This is a genomic window from Gulosibacter sediminis, assembly GCF_014904065.1.
Lineage (GTDB): Bacteria > Actinomycetota > Actinomycetes > Actinomycetales > Microbacteriaceae > Gulosibacter > Gulosibacter sediminis.
In genome coordinates this window covers 1,507-24,194 of the sequence record NZ_JACXJG010000010.1, presented here as the reverse complement: position 1 = coordinate 24,194, position 22,688 = coordinate 1,507, and the positions used below count along the sequence as shown (strand labels likewise).

The 22,688-nt window shown below is 65.5% G+C and carries 18 protein-coding genes and 2 pseudogenes; 6 read left to right on the top strand and 14 right to left on the bottom strand.

Annotated elements, in window-relative coordinates:
- The 9 genes and pseudogenes from ID132_RS05720 to rpoB all read right to left on the bottom strand — a co-directional run.
- Positions 1-213, bottom strand: a pseudogene (locus ID132_RS05720) (hypothetical protein); the annotation flags it as partial.
- Positions 214-418: 205 nt separating this feature from the next.
- Positions 419-1,609 carry an elongation factor Tu gene (tuf, locus tag ID132_RS05715; RefSeq protein ID WP_125106962.1) on the bottom strand — a complete coding sequence of 397 codons (1,191 nt, stop codon included), beginning with the start codon at positions 1,607-1,609 and terminating at the stop codon, positions 419-421.
- A gap of 136 nt (positions 1,610-1,745) precedes the next feature.
- Entirely contained in the window at positions 1,746-3,860 is a 2,115-nt protein-coding gene (gene fusA / locus ID132_RS05710) for an elongation factor G (RefSeq protein ID WP_193128098.1), read from the bottom strand.
- A 113-nt stretch (positions 3,861-3,973) separates the two neighbouring features.
- Complete coding sequence (gene rpsG / locus ID132_RS05705) at positions 3,974-4,444, bottom strand: 30S ribosomal protein S7 (RefSeq protein ID WP_125106960.1); 471 nt, start codon at positions 4,442-4,444, stop codon at positions 3,974-3,976.
- Positions 4,444-4,815 (bottom strand): 30S ribosomal protein S12, encoded by a 372-nt coding sequence (gene rpsL / locus ID132_RS05700; protein WP_019619557.1) that lies wholly within the window; start codon positions 4,813-4,815, stop codon positions 4,444-4,446. Before rpsL ends, rpsG begins: the two co-directional genes overlap by 1 nt.
- A 238-nt stretch (positions 4,816-5,053) precedes the next feature.
- A complete protein-coding gene (locus ID132_RS05695; RefSeq protein WP_125106959.1) occupies positions 5,054-5,506 on the bottom strand; it encodes a hypothetical protein in 453 nt (150 codons plus the stop codon).
- 4 nt (positions 5,507-5,510) lie between these two features.
- Positions 5,511-6,716 carry a hypothetical protein gene (locus tag ID132_RS05690; RefSeq protein ID WP_193128097.1) on the bottom strand — a complete coding sequence of 402 codons (1,206 nt, stop codon included), beginning with the start codon at positions 6,714-6,716 and terminating at the stop codon, positions 5,511-5,513.
- Between the two features lie 120 nt (positions 6,717-6,836).
- Positions 6,837-10,719: pseudogene (gene rpoC / locus ID132_RS05685) on the bottom strand (DNA-directed RNA polymerase subunit beta').
- Between the two features lie 44 nt (positions 10,720-10,763).
- Positions 10,764-14,261 (bottom strand): DNA-directed RNA polymerase subunit beta, encoded by a 3,498-nt coding sequence (rpoB, locus tag ID132_RS05680; RefSeq protein WP_125106956.1) that lies wholly within the window; start codon positions 14,259-14,261, stop codon positions 10,764-10,766.
- Positions 14,262-14,811: 550 nt separating this feature from the next.
- Here rpoB and ID132_RS05675 point away from each other — a divergent pair.
- Positions 14,812-15,282 (top strand): MBL fold metallo-hydrolase, encoded by a 471-nt coding sequence (locus ID132_RS05675; RefSeq protein ID WP_193128095.1) that lies wholly within the window; start codon positions 14,812-14,814, stop codon positions 15,280-15,282.
- Positions 15,273-15,527 (top strand): MBL fold metallo-hydrolase, encoded by a 255-nt coding sequence (locus ID132_RS05670; protein WP_193128094.1) that lies wholly within the window; start codon positions 15,273-15,275, stop codon positions 15,525-15,527. Before ID132_RS05675 ends, ID132_RS05670 begins: the two co-directional genes overlap by 10 nt.
- Before the next feature lie 80 nt (positions 15,528-15,607).
- On the opposite strand, the gene ID132_RS05665 is transcribed toward ID132_RS05670, so the two are convergent.
- The gene (locus ID132_RS05665) at positions 15,608-17,110 is read right to left on the bottom strand and encodes a catalase (RefSeq protein ID WP_206427689.1); all 1,503 of its coding nucleotides are present in this window, start codon (positions 17,108-17,110) and stop codon (positions 15,608-15,610) included.
- 2 nt (positions 17,111-17,112) lie between these two features.
- The gene (locus ID132_RS05660; RefSeq protein ID WP_193128093.1) at positions 17,113-17,613 is read right to left on the bottom strand and encodes a Fur family transcriptional regulator; all 501 of its coding nucleotides are present in this window, start codon (positions 17,611-17,613) and stop codon (positions 17,113-17,115) included.
- A 117-nt stretch (positions 17,614-17,730) separates the two neighbouring features.
- Between ID132_RS05660 and ID132_RS05655 the strand changes: the two genes are divergently transcribed.
- From ID132_RS05655 to ID132_RS05640, 4 genes are all read left to right on the top strand, one after another.
- Complete coding sequence (locus tag ID132_RS05655; RefSeq protein WP_125106952.1) at positions 17,731-18,603, top strand: spermidine synthase; 873 nt, start codon at positions 17,731-17,733, stop codon at positions 18,601-18,603.
- 60 nt (positions 18,604-18,663) lie between these two features.
- A complete protein-coding gene (locus ID132_RS05650; protein WP_193128092.1) occupies positions 18,664-19,233 on the top strand; it encodes a tetratricopeptide repeat protein in 570 nt (189 codons plus the stop codon).
- 122 nt (positions 19,234-19,355) lie between these two features.
- On the top strand, positions 19,356-19,847 hold the full coding sequence (locus ID132_RS05645; RefSeq protein WP_193128091.1) for a SprT-like domain-containing protein: 492 nt from the start codon (positions 19,356-19,358) through the stop codon (positions 19,845-19,847).
- Between the two features lie 32 nt (positions 19,848-19,879).
- Positions 19,880-20,923, top strand: coding sequence for a threonine aldolase family protein (locus ID132_RS05640; RefSeq protein WP_193128090.1), 1,044 nt, complete (start codon positions 19,880-19,882; stop codon positions 20,921-20,923).
- 106 nt (positions 20,924-21,029) lie between these two features.
- Here ID132_RS05640 and ID132_RS05635 read toward each other — a convergent pair whose 3' ends face one another.
- From ID132_RS05635 to ID132_RS05625, 3 genes are all read right to left on the bottom strand, one after another.
- Entirely contained in the window at positions 21,030-21,263 is a 234-nt protein-coding gene (locus ID132_RS05635; protein ID WP_125106948.1) for a helix-turn-helix domain-containing protein, read from the bottom strand.
- On the bottom strand, positions 21,263-21,757 hold the full coding sequence (locus tag ID132_RS05630) for a DUF2975 domain-containing protein (protein WP_125106947.1): 495 nt from the start codon (positions 21,755-21,757) through the stop codon (positions 21,263-21,265). Before ID132_RS05630 ends, ID132_RS05635 begins: the two co-directional genes overlap by 1 nt.
- Positions 21,758-21,859: 102 nt before the next feature.
- Entirely contained in the window at positions 21,860-22,282 is a 423-nt protein-coding gene (locus tag ID132_RS05625) for a GNAT family N-acetyltransferase (protein ID WP_235988342.1), read from the bottom strand.
- Positions 22,283-22,688: the final 406 nt, after the last annotated feature.

The following is a 22,688-nucleotide window of genomic DNA, read 5'->3' as shown; positions in this document are numbered from 1 at the left end:
CTGGCCCTGCTGACCGTAGCCGCCCTGCGCATCCTGCGCGTAGACCTGCCGGCCACCCTGCCCGTAATGCTGCTGGCCGTAGCCACCCTGCTGCTGCCAGTTGTTCTGCTGCGGCCAGTCGCCCTGCTGCCAGCCCTGCGGCCGCTCGTCCTCGGGCGGCACGCCTCCCCACTGGTTCTGATTCGGGTCGGTCGGTGGTTGCTGATTCGACATGCCTCGCCCTTCGCTCATCGTTCGGTGCGGCCTTCGGTCACGCAGGCGCGCCATGATCTTTGAGTCGTCACGGCGCCAAAAAGTTCCCGCCAAATCAGCTTGCCAGCAAACGCCACAGCACCCGGGGTTGTCCACAAGAAATCATCCTGGAAAACGACAGCGGGCCGGACGCTTGCGCGTCCGGCCCGCTGAGCGGAGTCAGAGACTACTTGGTGATCGAGGTGACGGTACCGGCACCAACGGTGCGGCCACCCTCACGGATGGCGAAGCCGAGGCCCTCTTCCATAGCGATCGGCTGGATGAGCTCGACCGACATGTCGACGGTGTCACCAGGCATAACCATTTCCTTGCCCTCGGGCAGGGTGATGACGCCGGTCACGTCCGTGGTACGGAAGTAGAACTGCGGGCGGTAGTTCGAGTAGAACGGGTTGTGACGGCCGCCCTCTTCCTTCGAGAGGATGTAGGCAGTGCCCTCGAAGTTGGTGTGCGGGGTGACGCTACCGGGCTTGACCACAACCTGGCCACGCTCGACGTCTTCGCGCTTGAGACCACGGAGCAGGAGACCACAGTTCTCACCGGCCCATGCCTCATCGAGCTGCTTGTGGAACATCTCGATACCGGTAACGGTGGTCTTCTGGGTCGGGCGGATACCAACGATCTCAACTTCCGAGTTGATCGCGAGGGTACCGCGCTCGGCGCGGCCGGTCACAACGGTGCCACGACCGGTGATGGTGAAGACGTCCTCAATCGGCATGAGGAAGGGCTTCTCGCGGTCACGCTCCGGGTCCGGAACGCTCTCGTCGACAGCCTCCATGAGGTCGAGGACCGACTGGACCCACTTCTCGTCGCCCTCGAGCGCCTTGAGCGCCGAGACGCGAACGACAGGAGCGTCTTCGTCGAAGCCCTGCGAAGCGAGGAGCTCGCGGACCTCGAGCTCAACGAGCTCCAGGATCTCTTCGTCGTCAACCATGTCCGACTTGTTGAGAGCAGCAACCAGGTAGGGAACGCCAACCTGCTTGGCGAGCAGCACGTGCTCGCGGGTCTGCGCCATCGGGCCGTCGGTGGCGGCGACAACGAGGATCGCGCCGTCCATCTGGGCAGCACCGGTGATCATGTTCTTCACGTAGTCAGCGTGACCCGGGGCGTCAACGTGGGCGTAGTGACGCTTCGGGGTCTCGTACTCGATGTGCGAGATGTTGATCGTGATGCCGCGCTGGCGCTCTTCCGGAGCCGAGTCGATCGAGGCGAAGTCGCGCTGCACGTTGGTCTCCGACGGGTACTTGTCAGCAAGCACCTTCGAGATCGCGGCGGAGAGCGTCGTCTTGCCGTGGTCGACGTGACCGATCGTTCCGATGTTTACGTGCGGCTTGGTCCGCTCAAACTTGGCCTTGGCCACTGTGGGTCCTCCTCAGGACTGTTACTGGAATCGCTCCACGATACAGCGCGGATCGAAACTTTAAAACTTGGACAGATGAATAAATGCTACTCGGCCTAGCGCATGGCGCCTGACCGAAGCCTGAGCTACGGGGAGGCTACTCGCCCTTGCTCTTCTGGATGATCTCGTCGGCAACAGCCTTCGGGACCTCCGAGTAGGAGTCGAACTCCATCGAGTACACAGCGCGACCAGAGGTCTTGCTGCGCAGGTCGCCGATGTACCCGAACATCTCGGACAGCGGCACGAGCGCGCGCACCACCTTGACGCCCGAGGCGTCTTCCATCGACTGGATCTGGCCGCGACGGGAGTTCAGGTCACCAATAACGTCACCCATGTACTCCTCAGGCGTACGCACTTCGACCTTCATGAGCGGCTCGAGCAGCGCGGGGCTCGCCTTGGGAGCGGCCTCCTTGAACGCCATCGAACCAGCAATCTTGAAGGCCATTTCCGACGAGTCAACGTCGTGGTACGCGCCATCAACCAGAATCGCCTTCACGCCGACCATCGGGTAGCCAGCGAGGATACCAACACGCATCGCGTCCTGGATACCCGCGTCAACCGAGGGGATGTACTCGCGAGGCACGCGACCACCGGTCACGGCGTTCTCGAACTCGTACACCTTGTCGCCCTCGACCTCCATGGGCTCGAGGCTGATCTGCACCTTCGCGAACTGACCGGAACCACCGGTCTGCTTCTTGTGGGTGTAGTCGTACTTCTCGACCGGGCGGCGGAGGGTCTCGCGGTACGCAACCTGCGGCTTACCGATGTTCGCCTCAACCTTGAACTCGCGCTTCATGCGGTCGACGAGGATATCGAGGTGGAGCTCGCCCATGCCCGAGATGGTCGTCTGACCTGTCTCGTGGTTGAGCTCGACGCGGAACGTCGGGTCCTCTTCGGCTAGCTTCTGGATCGCGGTGCCGAGCTTCTCCTGGTCGGCCTTCGAGTTCGGCTCGATGGCCACCGAGATGACGGGCTCCGGGAAGCTCATCGACTCGAGGATCACGGGCGCGTCGAGTGCCGAGAGGGTGTCACCGGTGGTGGTGTCCTTCAGACCGATGGCCGCGTAGATGTGACCGGCGGTAACCGACTCGACGGGGTTCTCCTTGTTGGCGTGCATCTGGAAGAGCTTGCCGATGCGCTCCTTCTTGCCCTTCGTCGAGTTGAGCACCTGGGTGCCGGCCTCGACGTGGCCCGAGTAAACGCGGAGGTAGGTGAGGCGACCGTAGAACGGGTGCGCAACAACCTTGAACGCGAGCGCCGCGAAGGGCTCGTCGGTCGAAGGCTTGCGGATGATCTCGATCTCCTCGTCCTTGACGTCGTGGCCAACCATCGGCGGCACGTCGAGGGGCGAGGGGAGGTACGAGACGACCGCGTCGAGCATCGGCTGGATGCCGCGGTTCTTGAACGCGGTACCGCAAAGCACGGGGAATGCCTCGCCCGCGATGGTGAGCTGGCGGATGCCGGCCTGAAGCTCTTCGATCGAGATCTCTTCGCCACCGAGGTACTTCTCGAGCAGCTCGTCACTCGACTCAGCAACGGCCTCGAGCAGCTCGGCGCGGTACTCTTCGGCGCGCTCGAGCAGGTCGGCGGGGATCTCCTCGATCTCGGCCTCGGCGCCCTGTGCCACGACGCCCTTGGCGTCGCCGCGCCAGGTGAGCGCGCGCATGTTGATGAGGTCGACAACACCGATGAAGTCGTTCTCAACACCGATCGGGAGCTGCAGAACGAGCGGCTTCACGCCGAGGCGCGACTTGATCGTGTCGATCGAGTAGTAGAAGTCCGCGCCGAGCTTGTCCATCTTGTTGACGAAGCAAATGCGGGGGACGTTGTACTTGTCAGCCTGACGCCACACGGTCTCGGACTGGGGCTCAACACCCTCCTTGCCGTCGAACACGGCGACGGCGCCGTCGAGGACGCGCAGCGAGCGCTCAACCTCAACGGTGAAGTCAACGTGACCGGGGGTGTCGATGATGTTGATCTGGGTGTCGCCCCACGAGCAAGTGGTCGCCGCGGAGGTAATGGTGATACCGCGTTCCTGCTCCTGCGCCATCCAGTCCATGGTGGCGGCACCATCGTGGGTCTCACCGATCTTGTGGTTTACACCCGTGTAGAAAAGAATGCGCTCGGTGGTCGTGGTCTTACCAGCATCGATGTGCGCCATGATGCCGATATTTCGAACCTTGCTGAGGTTCGTCTGCACTGCCTGTGCCACGGATGTCTCCCGTTGTGTTTGGAACTGAAAAAGCGAGGATGCGCCGGTAAACGCGTCTGAAGCAAGACCGGCCAACATGAGTGCTTAGCACGCCACGTTGACCGGTCTAAGAACTACCAGCGGTAGTGGGCGAAGGCCTTGTTCGACTCGGCCATCTTGTGCGTGTCTTCGCGACGCTTCACGGCGGCGCCGAGGCCGTTCGAGGCGTCGAGGATCTCGTTGGTGAGACGCTCGGTCATCGACTTCTCGCGACGAGCCTTGGCGTAGCCGGTGAGCCAGCGCAGCGCGAGGGTGTTCGCGCGAAGCGGCTTGACCTCAACCGGAACCTGGTAGGTCGAACCGCCGACGCGGCGCGAACGAACCTCAAGGGTCGGGCGAACGTTGTCGAGGGCCTTCTTGAGGGTCGCGACGGCGTCCTGGTCGGACTTCTTCGCGACGTTCTCGAGGGCACCGTAAACGATGCGCTCGGCCTGCGACTTCTTACCGTCGAGGAGGATCTTGTTGATGAGCTGCGTCACGACCGGCGAGCTGTACACCGGGTCGATCACTACGGGGCGCTTAGGCGCGGGACCCTTACGAGGCATTACTTCTCCTTCTTCGCGCCGTAGCGGCTACGAGCCTGCTTGCGGTCCTTGACCGACTGGGTGTCGAGGGCACCGCGGACGATGCGGTAACGCACGCCCGGGAGGTCCTTCACACGACCGCCACGCACGAGCACCATCGAGTGCTCCTGCAGGTTGTGCCCCTCACCGGGGATGTAGGCGGTAACTTCGGTGCCGTTCGAAAGCTTCACACGGGCCACCTTGCGCAGTGCCGAGTTCGGCTTCTTCGGGGTGGTGGTGTACACACGGGTGCATACGCCACGCTGCTGGGGGTTGCCCTTCAGAGCCGGCGACTTGGACGAGGTCACCTTGGGCTTGCGGCCCTTGCGGACCAACTGCTGAATGGTTGGCACTGGTTAATCTCCTTGGAATTGATTGTGCTTTCGCCTTGCTGCACGCGGCAGCTGCTCTGAAACTCGCGCCTCACCCCGTCGCGGCCGTGCATGGACGACGCTGGACTGGATACATGTTCGGCCTGGACTTCGCCGGGCAAACACTCCTACCGACCGCTGTGACCGCGGCGACGGCATGAATTTGAGGCACGCCAGAGGGCGGCGTACCGATCTAGTCTAACCAGACAGAATGTGGCGGTCAAGCGTCGCGTGTCGCGGAGGCCGTCAGATCGACACTCCGGAGGATGCGCGTGACGTCGCCTTCGACGCCATCGGCCTGCTCAAGCAGGTAGGTTGCGACCGCGGTAAGCACAAGCGTATCAGCGCCGGCTTCGAGCAGTTGTACGCGATAGCGCACCCGCACGGATGCGCCAGCTTCGTCGCGCTGTAGCGTCGCGATCTCGACGCCGGGACGCGGCTCGGCAAAGGTCTCGCGCTCGGTAACCTCGGCGCCTGCGGCCACCAGTTGCTCGCCGAGAATCTCGTCGGCCTGTTGCGCGCCGACCTGACCCGGCCACTTGTCGAGGGTGACGAGCACGTTCGGGCGGAAGTCGCCGCTCACGGCAAGGTGGCGCACTCCCCCGAGCGTGCCTTCCCACTCGAACTTCTCCCAGCCGTTCGGTACCTCGAACGTCGCGGCGACCTGCGCCATGAAGTTAGCGTCCCTCGTCAAAGGTGATCGACGTTCGCTGGGCCTCGTACTCGCGCTCCTCGGCCACCTTGCGCTCATACTCGGCGCGCTCTGCGGCATTGCGCTTCTTCACGCTGCGGCCGCGCAGGGCGGCGATGCCACCGATCCACAGCGCGCTCTCACGACCCGCGATGAAGGCGAGCAGCGCACCGGGCAGGTGCTCGGCCGAGCGAATAGCGGTCTCGAAGGTGTCATTCGACCAGGGCTGGCCATTCACGACGTCCTGGAAGGCGACGCCCACGTAGTAGCCGCCGCCCGTCAGCACGGCCGCGATCAGGCTCGCGACGATGTACGACCACCAGCCCGCGCGGTTCGCAATGAGCGACCACACGATGAGGAAGATGCCGAACAGAGCTACCGGCACGTAGAACGGCGCCGTGCCGATGAACTCGAAGATGCCACCGACGAAGTCGCCGCCGGTCGTGAAGATCATGCGGGCGGCCGCGAATGCGACCGCATAGAGGGCGCCGAATACGACGATTGCGAGCAGCGCGGTGAAGAACGCGAAGCCGCGGTTGCCACGCTTGTCGGGCTCAACAATGAGCCCCTCCGTCGGCGAGGTCGTCGGGGCCTCGGTGGGCGTCGCCGCTACCGGGTCGTCGAGCTGCGTCGTCGCGGGGTCGGCATCGGCGTAGATATCGGGTTCATCGGTGCGGTCGTTGACCGCACCGACGGGCATATCGAGCGGCGCGACGTTCGCGTCCGTGGCGGACTCGGCCGCCGGCGCATCCGTGCCGTACGCGTCGGCGTGGTAGGCGCGCGCCGCCGTGTCAGGCTCGGCGTCGAGCGTTGCGCCCGCCCCAGTTTCGTCGACCGGGATCGAACGCGAGCGGGCTACGGCCTCGTTGAGGCGTGCATCCCCCGCGGGCGCTGCGCCCGGCGCGTCGAAGCCCTCGGCGGGTGTCTCGCGCGAGGTCTCGCCATCGGTGCCGACGGCAAACGCGTTGCTCGGCTGCTCGCCCGCATCCGCCGGCACCTCGGGGACGGGCTCGGACACTGCGGCGGGCTCGGATGCTGGAGTCGGGTTCTCGACCGGCGCGTCCGTCGCCTGCGGCCCATCCGCCTGCTCGGGCTGCGAAGCAGCCGAGGCGGGGCGCTGTGGCAGCAGATGCGGGTCGACGGTCGTGCGGGGCCCATCGTCGTACGGCTGCGGTCGGTACTGGTCACTCATGCCGCCAGGGTAACGGTGCGCGGGCCCGAAACCCGGCTACGGCACGCGGAAACGGGCGATGCCCCGAACCTGGAGGTTCGGGGCATCGCCCGTGGAGTGCGAGTTCGGTTGCGACGACTTCTAGTTGAAGTCGATGTTGCCGAAGTCGTCGTTACCCGAGAACGAGTCGAAGTCAGCGAACGAGAGGTCGTTGCTGAAGNTCGAGCGCGTCGGCCTCGGCGTACGGGTAGCGCTCGTTGCGCGCTTCTTCGGTGGGCTCAACGACCTGCTCCGAGTACTCGGGCATACCGGTACCGGCGGTGATGAGACGACCGATGATGACGTTCTCCTTAAGGCCGAGCAGCGGGTCGGTCTTCTGCTCCATCGCCGCCTGCGTGAGCACGCGGGTGGTCTCCTGGAACGACGCGGCCGACAGCCACGACTCGGTCGCGAGCGACGCCTTGGTGATACCCATAACCTCGGGGCGACCCGACGCGGGGCGGCGACCCTCGGTCACCGCCTGGCGGTTGGTCGCCTGGAAGCGCTGGCGGTCGACGAGCTCACCGGGAAGCATGTCGGTCTCACCCGAGTCATTGATGGTGACCTTGCGCAGCATCTGGCGCACGATGACCTCAATGTGCTTGTCGTGGATCGGCACACCCTGCGAGTTGTAGACGTCCTGCACGCCACCGACGAGGTACTTCTGCACCGCAGTGGTGCCGAGCACTTCGAGCACGTCCTTCGGGTCGAGCGGACCCTCAACGAGCTGCTGGCCGGGCTCGACGTGGTCGCCGTCCTCGACGAGGAACTCCGAGAAGCGCGACACCGGGTAGGTGAGCGTCTCGTCGTCCTTGTTGTCGGGCTCGAGCACGATCTTGCGCTGGCGCTCGGTGTCCTGGAACGTGACCGTACCGGCCACCTTCGCGAGCGGCGCCGCACCCTTCGGGGTACGAGCCTCGAAGAGCTCCTGAACACGCGGAAGACCCTGCGTGATGTCGGCCGCACCGGCGATACCACCGGTGTGGAAGGTACGCATGGTCAGCTGCGTGCCGGGCTCACCGATCGACTGGGCCGCGATAATACCGACGGCCTCGCCGAGGTCGGCGAGCTCGCTCGACGCCATCGAACGGCCGTAGCACTTGGCGCAGACACCGACCTGCGACTCGCACGAGAGCACCGAACGGATCGTCACTTCGCGGACTCCCTCACCGAGCAGGCGCTCGATGAGCACGTCGCCAACCGACTCGCCCGCGTGAGCGAGCACGTCGCCTGCGGCGTTCGTGACGTCGGTCGCCAGCGTACGTGCGTACACCGAGTTCTCGACGTTATCGGCGAGCGAGACGTTGCCGTCCTTGTCGGTCTGCGCGATCGGCAGCACGATGCCCTTGTGGGTACCGCAGTCGTCTTCACGAATGATGACGTCCTGCGACACGTCGACGAGACGACGCGTGAGGTACCCCGAGTCGGCGGTCTTGAGCGCGGTGTCGGCAAGGCCCTTACGAGCACCGTGGGTCGACGAGAAGTACTCGAGCACGGTCAGACCCTCGCGGTACGAGTGAATGATCGGTCGGGCGATCTTCTCACCCTTCGGGTTTGCCACGATGCCGCGCATACCGGCGATCTGACGAACCTGCAGCCAGTTACCGTTTGCACCTGCCGTCACCATGCGGTGAATCGAGTTGGTCTCGGGGAACTGCTCGCGGGTGTCGGCGGCGACGCGTTCGGTCGCCTCCTCCCACAGCGCGATCGTCTGGTCGCGGTACTCCTGCTGCGTCGACAGACCCATCTGGTAGTCCTCGCGCAGCTGCGCAACCTTGGTCTCGGTCTCGGCGACGATCTCGGCCTTGGTGTCGGGGATCACGACGTCGGAGAACGACAGCGAGATGCCCGAACGCGTGGCCCAGTGGAAGCCCGAGTCCTTGATGCGGTCAAGCGTGGCCGCCACTACGTCCTTGTCGTACCGCTCGGCGAGGTAGTTCACCACGCCCGAGAGACGACCCTTGGTCATGACGTCCTCGAGGTACGGGTAGGTGTCGGGCAGCAGTTCGTTGAACAGCGCGCGACCCAGCGTCGTGTCCTTGACGACCGGACGACCCTCGACGAAGCCCTCGGGAGCCTCGGCCGGGTGGAATGTGACGCCCTCGAGGCGGATCTTGACGGGAGCGTTGAGGTGCAGCGTGCCCTCGTCCTGCGCCATGATCGCCTCAGCAACCGAGCCGAACACGCGGCCGGCGCCGGCAGCATCCTCACGAAGGAAGGTGAGGTGGTACAGACCGGCAACCATGTCCTGCGAAGGCAGAGTCACGGGGCGGCCGTCCGACGGCTTGAGGATGTTGTTCGACGCGAGCATGAGCACGCGGGCCTCAGCCTGGGCCTCAACCGAAAGCGGCAGGTGCACGGCCATCTGGTCACCATCGAAGTCAGCGTTGAACGCCGAGCACGCGAGCGGGTGCAGCTGGATCGCCTTACCCTCAACGAGCTGCGGCTCGAACGCCTGGATGCCGAGACGGTGCAGCGTGGGCGCACGGTTCAGCAGCACGGGACGCTCACGGATGACCTCTTCGAGGACGTCCCACACCTCGGGCTTGGCGCGCTCAACGGCACGCTTCGCGGCCTTGATGTTGCTCGCGTGTCCGAGGTCGATGAGGCGCTTAATCACGTACGGCTTGAACAGCTCGAGCGCCATCTGCTTCGGCAGACCACACTGGTGCATCTGCAGCTGCGGGCCAACGATAATCACCGAACGACCCGAGTAGTCGACGCGCTTGCCGAGCAGGTTCTGGCGGAAGCGACCCTGCTTACCCTTCAGCATGTCGCTGAGGGACTTGAGGGCGCGGTTACCGGTACCCGTGACTGGACGACCGCGGCGGCCGTTGTCGAACAGTGCGTCGACGGCCTCCTGCAGCATGCGCTTCTCGTTGTTCACGATGATCTCGGGCGCACCGAGCTCAAGCAGACGCATGAGGCGGTTGTTGCGGTTGATCACGCGACGGTAGAGGTCGTTGAGGTCGCTCGTTGCGAAGCGGCCACCATCGAGCTGCACCATCGGGCGCAGCTCCGGCGGGATCACGGGGATCACGTCGAGGACCATCGCGGCCGGCTTGTTCTCGGTCTGAAGGAACGCCGTGACGACCTTGAGACGCTTGATGGCGCGGATCTTCTTCTGACCCTTGCCGTTCTGGATCTGGTCGCGCAGCAGCTCGGCCTCGGTCGCGAGATCGAAGTCCTGCAGGCGGCGCTTGATCGCCTCGGCGCCCATGTGGGCCTCGAAGTAGTCACCGTAACGGTCGATGAGCTCGGCGAAGTCGGCGTCGTCCGGCTTGAGCTCGCCAACCTTCAGGTTCTTGAAGCCCTCGTAGACGCGCTCGATCTGCGCGATGTCGTTGTCGACGTCCTTGCGGATCCGAGCCATTTCCTTCTCGGCCGCATCCTTGGTCTTCTTCTTCTGGTCGGCGGTCGCGCCCTCTTCCTCGAGTGCCTCGAGGTCCTTCTCCAGCTGCGCCATCCGCTCGTTGATCTGCGAATCGCGCTGCTTGCCGCGCGTGTCGACCTCGAGGTTCTTCTCCTTTTCGAGGTCGGTCAGGTCGTCGCGACGACCCTCTTCGTCGATCTCGACCACCATGTAGGCGGCGAAGTAGATGACCTTCTCGAGGTCCTTCGGCGCCATGTCGAGCAGGTAGCCGAGGCGCGACGGAACACCCTTGAAGTACCAGATGTGCGTCACGGGCGCGGCGAGCTTGATGTGGCCCATGCGCTCACGGCGCACTGCCGACTTCGTCACCTCGACGCCGCAGCGCTCACAGATGATGCCCTTGAAGCGCACGCGCTTGTACTTACCGCAGGCGCACTCCCAGTCGCGCGAGGGGCCGAAGATCTGCTCACCGAACAGACCGTCCTTCTCGGGCTTGAGGGTGCGGTAGTTGATGGTCTCGGGCTTCTTTACCTCGCCACGCGACCAACCGAGGATGTCCTCGCTTGTAGCCAGCCCGATGCTGATGCTGTCGAACTTAGTTGCGTCGATCAATTCTTGATTCTCCCTAGGAACAAAGCTTCGTAATCGGGGGTGGACTAGATCTCGTCGACCGAAGACGACTCGAAGCGAGTGGAGATGTTGATGCCGAGTTCTTCGGCAGCACGGTAGGCGTCATCGTCGTTCTCTTCGAGGCTGACGATGGAGCCATCGGCGGCGAGCACCTCGACGTTCAGGCACAGCGAGCGCATTTCGCGCACGAGCACTCGGAACGACTCGGGGATACCGGCCTTCTGGATGTTTTCGCCCTTGACGATCGACTCGTAGGCCTTCACGCGGCCGACAATGTCGTCCGACTTGATCGTGAGCAGCTCCTGCAGGGTGTAGGCGGCGCCGTAGGCCTCGAGGGCCCACACCTCCATCTCACCGAAGCGCTGGCCACCGAACTGTGCCTTACCACCGAGCGGCTGCTGGGTGATCATCGAGTACGGGCCCGTCGAGCGCGCGTGAATCTTGTCATCGACGAGGTGGTGGAGCTTGAGCATGTACATGTAGCCCACCGAGATCGGGTCGGGGAACGGCTCGCCGGAGCGGCCGTCGAACAGACGCGCCTTGCCGTTTTCCTTCACCATGCGCTCGCCGTCGTCGTTCGGGCGGGTCGAGGTGAGCAGGCCCTGGAGCTGCTCCTGGCTCGCACCGTCGAACACCGGGGTCGCCACCTTGGTGCCGGGGGCCACGTGGAAGGCTTCCTCGGGCAGGTTTGCGGCCCACTCCGGGTTGCCCTCGATGTCCCAACCCTGCGTCGCGATCCAGCCGAGGTGCGACTCGAGCACCTGACCGAGGTTCATGCGCTTCGGGATACCGAGCGGGTTCAGGATGATGTCGACCGGCGTGCCGTCCTCGAGGAAGGGCATGTCTTCCTCGGGCAGGATCTTCGCGATGACACCCTTGTTGCCGTGACGGCCGGCGAGCTTGTCACCCTCGGTGATCTTGCGCTTCTGGGCAATGTAGACGACCACGCGCTGGTTCACGCCCGAGCCGAGCTCGTCGTCACCGTTCTCGACGTCAAACACCTTGACGCCGATGATGGTGCCGGTCTGGCCGTGAGGAACCTTGAGCGAGGTGTCGCGCACCTCGCGGCTCTTCTCGTTGAAGATCGCGCGGAGCAGGCGCTCTTCGGCGCTCAGCTCGGTCTCGCCCTTCGGTGTGACCTTACCGACGAGGATGTCGCCAGCCTGCACCTCGGCGCCGACGCGGATGATGCCGCGCTCGTCGAGGTCCTTGAGCATGTCCTGACCCACGTTCGGCAGGTCGGCGGTGATTTCTTCCTTACCGAGCTTCGTGTCGCGAGCGTCAACCTCGTACTCCTCGATGTGGATCGAGGAGAGCACATCGTTCTTCACGATGTTCTGGCTGATGATGATCGCGTCCTCGAAGTTGTGGCCCTCCCACGGCATGAACGCCACGAGGAGGTTCTTGCCGAGCGCGAGCTCACCGTTTTCGGTTGCCGGGCCGTCGGCGATAACCTCGCCGACCTCAACGCGGTCGCCGGCGGTGACGATGACGCGGTGGTTGTAGCAGGTACCCGCGTTCGAACGCTCGAACTTGCGGAGCCAGTACGACTCGCTGCCGCCCTCATCGGTCTGCACGACCACCTGGTCGGCCGACACCGAGGTGACGACACCGGCGTGCTGCGCGGTGACCACGTCACCAGCGTCGATGGCGGTGTAACCCTCCATACCGGTGCCGACGATCGGCGAGGTCGAGCGCAGCAGGGGAACTGCCTGGCGCTGCATGTTCGCGCCCATGAGCGCGCGGTTCGTGTCGTCGTGCTCGAGGAACGGGATGAGCGAGGTACCAACCGACACCATCTGGCGCGGCGAGACGTCCATGTAGTCGACCTCACCGGCGGGCACGAGCTCAACCTCGCCACCCTTGGTGCGCACGAGCACGTCGTCCTCGATGTAGCGACCGTTGGCGTCGAGCGGCGCGTTGGCCTGGGCCACCACGAACTCGTCCTCGTCAGCGGCGGTGAGGTACTCGATGGTCGGCGAGACAACGCCGTTCTCGACGCGGCGGTACGGCGTCTCGATGAAGCCGAACGCGTTGATGCGCGCAAACGTTGCGAGCGAGCCGATCAGACCAATGTTCGGGCCTTCAGGCGTCTCAATCGGGCACATGCGGCCGTAGTGCGAGGCGTGCACGTCTCGCACCTCGACACCGGCGCGCTCACGGCTCAGACCACCCGGGCCGAGCGCGTTGAGGCGACGCTTGTGCGTAATGCCCGCGAGCGGGTTGTTCTGGTCCATGAACTGCGACAGCTGCGAGGTTCCGAAGAACTCCTTGATGGCAGCAACGACGGGGCGCACGTTGATGAGCGACTGCGGGGTGATCGAGTCGATCTCCTGCGTGGTCATGCGCTCGCGCACGACGCGCTCCATGCGGCTGAGTCCGGTGCGGACCTGGTTCTGGATCAGCTCGCCGACGGCGCGGATGCGACGGTTACCGAAGTGGTCGATGTCGTCGATGTCGAGCGGGATGTCGGTGAGCTCGCCGCCGTTGCGGGTGCCCTCGATCGTCGTCTCGCCCTTCTGGAGCGCGACGAGGTACTTGATCGTGCCGACGATGTCCTCCACCGAGAGCACCGAGTCGCTGATGGGCGCCTCGAGGCCGAGCTTGCGGTTGATCTTGTAGCGGCCGACCTTCGCGAGGTCGTAGCGCTTGTCGTTGAAGTAGTAGTTCTCGAGGAGCGCCTTGGCGGCCTCCGAGGCCACCTGCTCGCCCGGGCGCAGCTTCTTGTAGATGTCGCGGAGCGCGTCTTCTTGCGTCTGGATCTTCGGGTCGTCCTTCGACAGCGTGTCGAGGAGCGTCTCGTAGCCAGCGAACTCGGCGCGGATCTCTTCTTCCGACAGGCCGATGGCGCGCAGGAAGACAGTGACCGACTGCTTGCGCTTGCGGTCGATGCGAACGGCAACGAGGCCCTTCTTGTCGACCTCAAACTCGAGCCAGGCACCACGCGAAGGAATCACGCGCGACGAGTAGACGTCGATGTCCGAGTTCTTCTCGGGAGTGCGGTCGAAGTAGACGCCCGGCGAGCGCACGAGCTGCGAGACGACGACACGCTCGGTGCCGTTGATGATGAAGGTACCCATCGGGGTCATGAGCGGGAAGTCGCCCATGAAGACCGTCTGGGTCTTGATCTCGCCGGTCTCGTAACGCATGAACTCGGCCTCGACGTAGAGCGGGGCCGAGTAGGTCTTGCCGCGCTCCTTGCATTCGTCAATCGAGTACTTCTCGGGCTCGAGCTGCGGGTTGCGGAACGTCAGCTGCATCTGATCCGCGTTGTCTTCGATGGGTGAGATCTCTTCGAAGATCTCTTCGAGACCCGAGACGCGAGGCACATCTGTGCCCCCGTTCTCGATCTCATAGTCGCGACGAGCCTTCCAGTACTCGTTGCCGATGAGCCAGTCGAAGGACTCGGTCTGCAGCGAGAGCAGATCCGGTACCTCGAGCGTGTCCTTGATGTTCGCGAACGACAGGCGGTGAGCGTCGCGACCGGACTTCGGCGTGTAAGTTGCGTTATTCGCAGCAGCCAAAAGAGTTACCTCCACAGGTCCCGCTGGCCAGCGGGACGCGATTGCATTGGGCGTGAGGGTGGCCCCGCCGTCCGTTGCCGAAAGTCATCGCCTCCCCTGTGATTCGGAGGAATTCATCAGGTTCAGAACCTGGAACTCGACTCCTGCCACAGCACCCGTAACGCGCGTTTCGGGCTGAGGGACTTGTGAATTGCAGCAACCGAGCCGACCGCAATATGAAGGCAAGGAGCGACGAAGCGCAAGGATCTACTATAACCCGACACTATTCGCAGTGTCCAGAGAGAGTTTTTGCAGATCCCACCGCAGCGTGCAGCCTACCCCATCTCCGGCTAGCGATCTCGGCGTCGCGATCCTGGCTGCTGTGCGGGGCGAGGTCGAGGTGGAGGCGGTTCTTGCGCTCCTGCTTCTCTGGCACCGCCACAAACTCGATCGGCCGTTCGGAATCGATAGCGGCGGTGTACCAGCGCAGACTCATGCGCGAAGGCGAGGCCCGATCTCTGGATGTCGGGTGCGGATGCGCGGGGCCAGGCTCCCCCGCTAGCCTCGTACCATGTCGCATCCCTTCTCCCCCAAGCTCGACGCGTTCGGCAACCTCGAGGTTCACTACGCCGAGGTCAACGATTACGAGAACAACTGCTACGTCATCGTCGACGTGCCGACCGGGGCGGCGCTCATCGTCGACGCCGCCGACAACTTCCCCGCGATCACCGAACTCGTCGACCTGGCCGGCCGCCGCGCCACCGACGCCGGCGCGGCACAGGTGCACGTCGTCGGAGTGCTCACGACCCACCGACACCAGGACCACTGGCAGGCACTCGAGGCGACGAAGGCCCACTTCGAGGTGCCGAGCTATGCGGGTGCCGAGGATGCGGGCGAACTGCCCGGCGCGACCGAGCACACGCTCGGCGACGGCGACACCATCGCGCTCGGCGGCCAGCAGATCGAGATCATTGGCCTGCGCGGCCACACGCCCGGCTCGGTCGCCCTCGCGCTGCGNTGCCCGAGCATCCGGTGCGCCTGATCACCGGCGACTCGCTCTTCCCCGGCGGCATCGGCAACACTTTTGGCGACACGGATGCATATGCCCAGCTACTCGGCGACGTGGTCGAGCGCGTGTTCCACCGCTTCGCGGACGACACCATCTTCTATCCCGGCCATGGCCTGCCCTCGACCCTCGGCCGCGAGCGCGGTTTCCTCAACGCCTGGCGACTCACCGGCGGGCTGCCGCCTGCCGACCCGGGCAGCGACGCGTTCCGAGGCGAGTAGCCCGAGCCTCCGAAACCGCGCGTGGCGCCCCCGATTGCTCGGGAGCGCCACGCGCGGTCTGTTGCTGTCGGAACTTGGCGCTACACGCCGGGCTCCGGGTCGCCGCCGGGGATCTTACCGGCGTTGGCGAGGCCCTCGCGGACCTTCGCCTCGATGCGCTCACCGGTGGCCTGGTCGACGTTCTTCCAGTACTGGAAGGCGTTCGAGAGGACGGGCTCCCGCACGGTCGCGAGGCCGCCGGCGACGGTTTCCACGAAGCGGTCGCGCTCCGCGTCGTCCCAGACCTCGCGCACGAGGGTGCCGGCCTGGCCGAAGTCGTCGTCGTCAGCGCGCAGCTCGTAGGTCGAACGCACGAGCTCGCCGTCGCTCTCCCAGCTGTTCTCGACCTGGCCGACCTCGTCGGCGTACGGGCGGCCGAACGAGTTCGGCGCGTACACCGGGGCGTCACCCGAGTGCTGGAAGCGCATGTGGCCGTCGAACGTATAGCTGTTCACCGGGTTCACGGGCTGGTTCACCGGCAGCTGGTTGTAGTTCGTGCCGATGCGGGCACGCTGGGCGTCCGGGTAGGCGAAGGTGCGCGACACGAGCATCCGGTCGGGCGAGATGCCGGTGCCGGGCACGAAGTTGCCGGGCGAGAACGCCGCCTGTTCGATCTCCGCGAAGAAGTTCTTCGGGTTCTCGTTGAGCGTGAACTTGCCGACCGGGATCAGCGGGTAGTCGCTGTGCGGCCACACCTTCGTGAGGTCGAAGGGGTTGAAGCGGTAGGTCTTCGCGTCTTCGTAGGGCATGATCTGCATCTTGATCTGCCAGCTCGGGAAGTTGCCCTCCTCGATCGCATCGAACAGGTCGCGGCGGTGGTAGTCGGCGTCCTCGCCCGCGAGGCGTTCTGCCTCCTCGTTGGTGAGGTTGTGCACTCCCTGGTCGGAGTGGAAGTGGTACTTCACCCAAAAGCGCTCGCCCTCGGCGTTGATCCACGCGTAGGTGTGCGAGCTGTAGCCGTTCATCTCGCGCCACGAGCGGGGCAGGCCGCGCGAACCCATGAGGTAGGTGACCTGGTGGGCCGACTCGGGGTTGAGGGTCCAGAAGTCGAACTGCATCGTGTTGTCGCGCAGGCCCGAGTCGGGCAGGCGCTTCTGCGAACGGATGAAGTTCGGGAACTTCATCGGGTCACGCACGAAGAACACCGGCGTGTTGTTGCCGACGATATCGAGGTTGCCCTCTTCGGTGTAGAAGCGCAGCGAGAAGCCGCGAACGTCGCGCCAGGTGTCGGGCGAACCCTGCTCACCGGCAACGGTCGAGAAGCGGATCGCGACGCGACCCTTCGCGCCCGGCTGGAAGGCGGCGGCTCGCGTGTACTTCGAGACATCCTCGGTCACCTCCCACTCGCCGAAGGCGCCGGCGCCCTTGGCGTGCGGGTTGCGCTCCGGAACGCGCTCGCGGTTGAACGCGGCGAGCGTCTCGATGAGGTGCACGTCATTGAGGGTGATAGGCCCGTTCGGGCCGACGGTCAGCGAGTTGCGGTTGCTCTCGGCGGGCGCGCCATTCTGGCGAGTCGCAGGTGCATTGGGATCGATCTGGGTCACGATCACTCCTGTTCTTCGGTAGGGGTGGATGGGGTGGTCTGATTGGGCTGGCGCGCGGCGTTGCGCTCGGCCAGGCAGTCGGCACAGAGGCCTCGGTACGTCACCTCGGCGAGCTGCACCTCGAAGCCGGCGTCGGCGGCCGGGTGGAGGCACGGCGCGGCGCCGACCGAACAGTCGACGTCGACGATGATGCCGCAGTTGTCGCACACCAGGTGGTGGTGATTGTCATCCGTGCGGGTTTCGTACCGAGCCGGAGAGTTCGGCGGGTCGATGCGGCGCACAAGACCGTGGTGTTGGAAGTCGCCGAGGCTGACGTAGACCGCCTGCTTCGTGAGGTGGGGCACCGCGGTCGACGCGCGTGCGTGCACCTCGTCGACCGTTGAATGCGGATGCTCGACGAGTGCTTCGAGCAGCGCGATGCGACGCGGCGTTACGCGCAGTCCGACCGCGCGGATGCGCGCGGCCCACGCCTCCGGTGCGGCGTGCTCATGCGTGGTCGTCATGACACCACCGTATCGCTCTTTTGAACTGATCAAAATAAGGCCAACCTAAGTCGTGCCGTCGAGTTGGCTGGATGCGCGGGCCGACGCCGGCCTGGTGCGGGCGGCCATAATCGAATCATGGCGCGCCAGCACTCCCCCGACCTCACCCGCACTCTCGCCTCCGGCCGGCAGGCCCAGTTCGTCCTCGATGGCGAGATCGTGCAGCTCATTGTCGACGGCACACCGCAGTCGCAGGTCGACCGGGCCGACCCGACGAGCCTTGGCTTCGGTTACATCCGTCACATGGGGCACGTGCTCGACCTCGCTTTCCGTGAGCGACAAGCAATCACGGCACTGCACCTCGGCGCCGGCGCCCTGTCGATTCCGCGTTACGTCGAGGCGACACGCCCCGGCTCTCGTCAGCAGGTGATCGAGCTCGAGCGCGATCTCGTGGAGTTCGTCCGCGAGGTGGCGCCGCTGCCAGCGAGCGCGTCCATTCGGGTTCGCTACGGGGATGCGCGCGAGCAGCTCGCAAAGCTGCCGCGCGGCCTGGCGGGCAGTGTCGACGCCATCGTCGTCGACGTGTTTGCCGGCCCGTCGACGCCGGCGCACGTCACAAGCGTCGAGTTCTTCCAGGCGATCGCCACCTTCCTCGCGCCCGACGGTGTCGTGCTTGTGAACGTGGCCGACGGGCACGAGCTGCGCTTTGCGCGCGGCGAAGTGGCGAGCATCCGCGCCGCGATCGGTCCGACACTGCTCATTAGCGACCCGGCGGTGCTCAAGGGCCGCCGCTTCGGCAACATCGTCGCGGTCGCGAGTCGCGACGAACTCGAGCTGCCGATGCTGCCGCGCCTCGCCGCATCCGGCTTCCCGCCCGCCACCGTGCATTCGGCACCACAGACGATCGCGTGGCTGCGGGGCGCGAGCGAGGTGCACGACGCCGAGGCGACCGACTCTCCCGTGCCGGGTCGGGGCATCTTCACCACGGGCCGCGCGCGCGAGCGCGGCTAGCTCCGCCCGCGCCGGGGTGGCACGCGCGCATTTGGAGGAGGGCGCATTACTCTCGGTGGCGTGTCTGACTCACCGATCATTCTTGGCTATGACCCCGAGACGCTGCGCGAGCGCATCGATGTGGATGCGGCGACGGCACGGCTAGAAGAGATTTCGCAGTTCCGCTCCCTCGCCGCCCTGAACGAGCAGGTCGCGCTGCTGCGCATGCTCGACCGCCTCGACGAGGCGTTTGACAAGGCGCAGGATGCGGCCCGGCAGTCCCGTTTCACCGGCTCGCGCGAGGACTCGCTCGCGGCGCGCGTGCGGCGCGCGCAGGTCACGCAGTACCAGGGCAAGCTCGACCTCTCGTTAAACGAACTCACGAACTGCGTCGAAGAGGCGATCGCGCACGACTGGGCCGAGCTCGCCGGGTTCGCGCTGCAGCACCGTGGCAAGGTGCTGTTCGAACTCGAACGTTACGACGAGTCGCTTGCCGATTTCGAGCGCGCGCTGAAGTTCCGCGAGGGCGACGGGATTCCCGCCGACCACGCCAACTCGACGAAGTTCGCGATTCGCGTCGTGCGGGCAAAGCTCGAGGGCGACCGCACGCCCGACGAGTTCGACGAGCCCATCACCTCGATCAACGCCTAGCGGGGCGGATGTTGTCGGCGCCGAAGATCATGTCGGAGGCCGATGCGATGCTGTCGTTGCCGTGCGGGGCAGTACGCGGCGGCGCCCGAGTGGCACGGCCGCACGAACGAGAGGCAGTGACCATGGCTGATCTTGATGAGGTGCGCACGCGCGCCAACGAACTGATGACGCGGCATCTTTCCCGCGACTGGGTGTTCCGCTTCGACACGGCGAAGACTCGCGCTGGTCTGTGCAACTTCACCAAGCGCACCATCTCGGTGTCGAAGTATTTGGCCGCGCGCTCGACGCTCGCCGACGTCGAGCAGACCCTGCTGCACGAGATCGCGCATGCCCTCGCCGGGCCCGACGCGGGCCACGGCGAGGTGTGGCTCGTGCTCGCGCGCAGCATCGGTTACACCGGAAGCCGTACGCACGACGGCCCGGTCGCGCGCGAGTTCGCGCGCTGGCACGGCGAGTGCCCGAACGGCCACGAGGTCGTGCGCTTTCGGCGGCCCACGCGGCCGATGTCGTGCGGCAAGTGCACGCGGCGATTCGACCGGCGTTTTCTCATCATGTGGCGCGAGCGATCGCCGGAAGAACTCGCGGCAAGCGCCGCCGGGGCCGCGCGCTCGTAGAACGCTCGGCCGCGCGGGGCAGAATAGTTGCCGTGATCTCACCGCTGCATGACGCTAACCAGTACCACTTCGGCTCCGACAACTACGCCGGGGTGCACCCCGAAGTGCTTGAGGCGATCGTCGCGGTGAATGGCGGGCACGTGCTCGCCTACGGCGACGACCCTTACACCCTGCATTTGCAGGAGGTCGTGCGCGGCTGGTTCGGTGAGCAGGCCGAGGTCTTCCCGGTGTTCAACGGCACCGGGGCGAACGTGGTGTCATTACAGGCGATGCTGCCGCGGTGGGGCACGGCCATGTGCACCACCGCGGCACACATCAACACCGACGAGCAGGCGGCGCCCGAGCGCGTCGGCGGCATCAAGCTGCTGCCGATTGAGGCGCCCGGCGGCAAGCTGCTGCCCGAGTTGCTCATCGAGGGCGACCCCGACGACGTGCACCGCGCATCCCCGCAGGTGGTGTCGGTGAGCAACTCAACCGAGCTCGGCACGGTGTACTCGGTCGACGAGTTCGCGCGCCTCGCCGAGGCGGTGCACGAGGCGGGCATGTTCCTGCACCTCGACGGCTCGCGCCTGAGCAATGCCGCGGCAGCCCAGGGCGTGACGCCGGCCGAACTCGCGCAGGGCGCCGACGTGATCTCGCTCGGGGGCACGAAGAACGGCGCGCTCGGCGCCGAGGCGGTCATCGTCGTCAACCCGGATGCCGTGGCCGGCACCGCCTACCTGCGCAAGATCACGACGCAGCTCGCGTCGAAGCAGCGCTTCGTGTCGGCACAGTTGCTCGCGCTGTTTGAAGGCGACCTGTGGCGCCGCAACGCCGAGCACGCGAACGGGCAGGCGCGCGAGCTCGGGCGTCGGTTGGCCGAGCTGCCGGGCGTCGAGGTGCCGCTCGAGGTCGAGGCGAACGCGGTGTTCCCCGTGTTGCCGGAGGGCGTCGCCGACCGCGTGCGGGCGCATGACACCGTGCGCTTCTACGACTGGCCGCCGATGCCGGGCGCGGTGCGCCTCATGGCGTCGTGGGATACCCCGGATGCCGCGATCGACCACCTGGTTGAGGCAATTCGCGCGGAGCTTGGCTAGGCGGTTCCCGGTACGGTCGCTGGGGCCTGCGCCTTGTTGGGGTTAGGGGCCGGCTCCTGATTGGCGCTGGGGCGCCAGCTCTGATGAGTGTTGGCTCGCGGGGCGATCAGGCGGTGTCGGACGACTCGTTGTCGTTGTCGGGGTCGTAGCGCAGCAGATCGCCCGGCTGGCAGTCGAGGACTCGGCAGATTGCATCGAGGGTCGAGAAACGCACGGCCCTGGCGCGACCGTTCTTCAGCACCGCGACGTTCGCCGGGGTGATGCCGATCGCGGCCGCGAAGTCGCCGACGCTCATCCCCCGCTCCGCGAGCATCCGATCGATGGTGATGCGAATCGCCATCACACGACCTCGTCAAGTTCGGCCCGCATCGCGATCGCGTTACGCAGAAGCGACCGCAGCACGAGCGTGATGCCGGCGATGGTGAGGATCGCGAGAACGCCGATCGCGAGGATGAGTGCCAGGAACGGGCTGCCCGCCTGGCCGCCGCTGATCACCGCTGCGCCAGAGACGATTTGCAGGGCTGCGCACACGAGGATTGCCACGAGCGCGCCGACCCAGATCACGGACTGTCGGGTGAGCATCGTGCCGCGGTAAATGCGATGAACGAGCAGTGAGACCAGGGCGATCGTGATCAGCCCGAGCGCGGTGAAGCCGATCGATGATGCGAGGACTGGCCCGCGGAGGTCAGCGTATTCGGGCAGCGCCTCGGCCACGCTCGCGGCAACGCCCGGCAACAGCGCGATGGCGGCGATGCCGTCGCCGAATAGCACGCCAAGGAACAGTTGGGTGGCGACGACGAGCGCGAGCGGCGGGCGCGGCAGGCTGGTGTTCATGTATCGAGTTTCGATAGATAGCTATCGATTGTCAATAAGTGGCGGCGATCGTAGGAGCAGCTTGTGGCTCGACGAGTTGTCGGGTTTCTCACGAGGCGGGGGTCAGGTCAGCGACTTGGTTCGGCGCCGTTCGAAAAGTGTCATGTCGGGTCGTTCGTCGAGCTTGACGTTGCTGTCTTCGTTCCATCCGTGGCGTTCGTAGAAGCTCGCGGCGCGGGTGTTGCCATCGAGGACCCAGAGGAACGCGGAATCGAATCCGTCTTCACGGAGCGCCAGCTCGACGGCCGAGATCAAGGCGTGCCCGACGCCGGTCGAGAACACGGAGGGGTGCGCGTAGAGCCCCCAGAGTTCGCCCTGGTCAGAAGCTCCTTCGTCTCGGCCGGGCCCAAAGGACGCCCAGCCAACGATCTCGCCTTCGCGGTCTGCGACGAGTGTCTGGCCCATCGTGTGCGGGTCGCTGATGATCCGACGCCATCTCTCCTCGCGCTGCTCGACGGACTGCGCATCGAGCACGTCGTTCGGCATGAGCCCCCGTTAAGCGGCCTGCCATGAGGCAACGTGCACGGTCGCAATTCCGCGCGCGTCATCGATGTCGGCGGTGCGGATTACGAATGGTCGTCCCATGCATCCTGTTGATACCACAGCCGCGGGTGGAGGCACGGCGTCACTTCCCGTTGCCTGAAGCCGGGTGGCCATCTGGCGCGCTGGGGCGGGGGCGGGTCGGCAGTGGCGGGTGGGATTCGGTGCCGGTCTCGCGAGGTTGCGTCGATGTCGGAGGGGCGTGGTGGAGTGATTCCGAGCACCAGATCACGCTGCGTACCGTCGCCGATAAATGTCGGAGGCTCGTGGTCAATTAGTACTAGGCCCCCAAGACCGTCGTCCATTCCTCCTATTTCGCTGCTCCGCAGCAATGTCGGAGGCTCGTGATGAA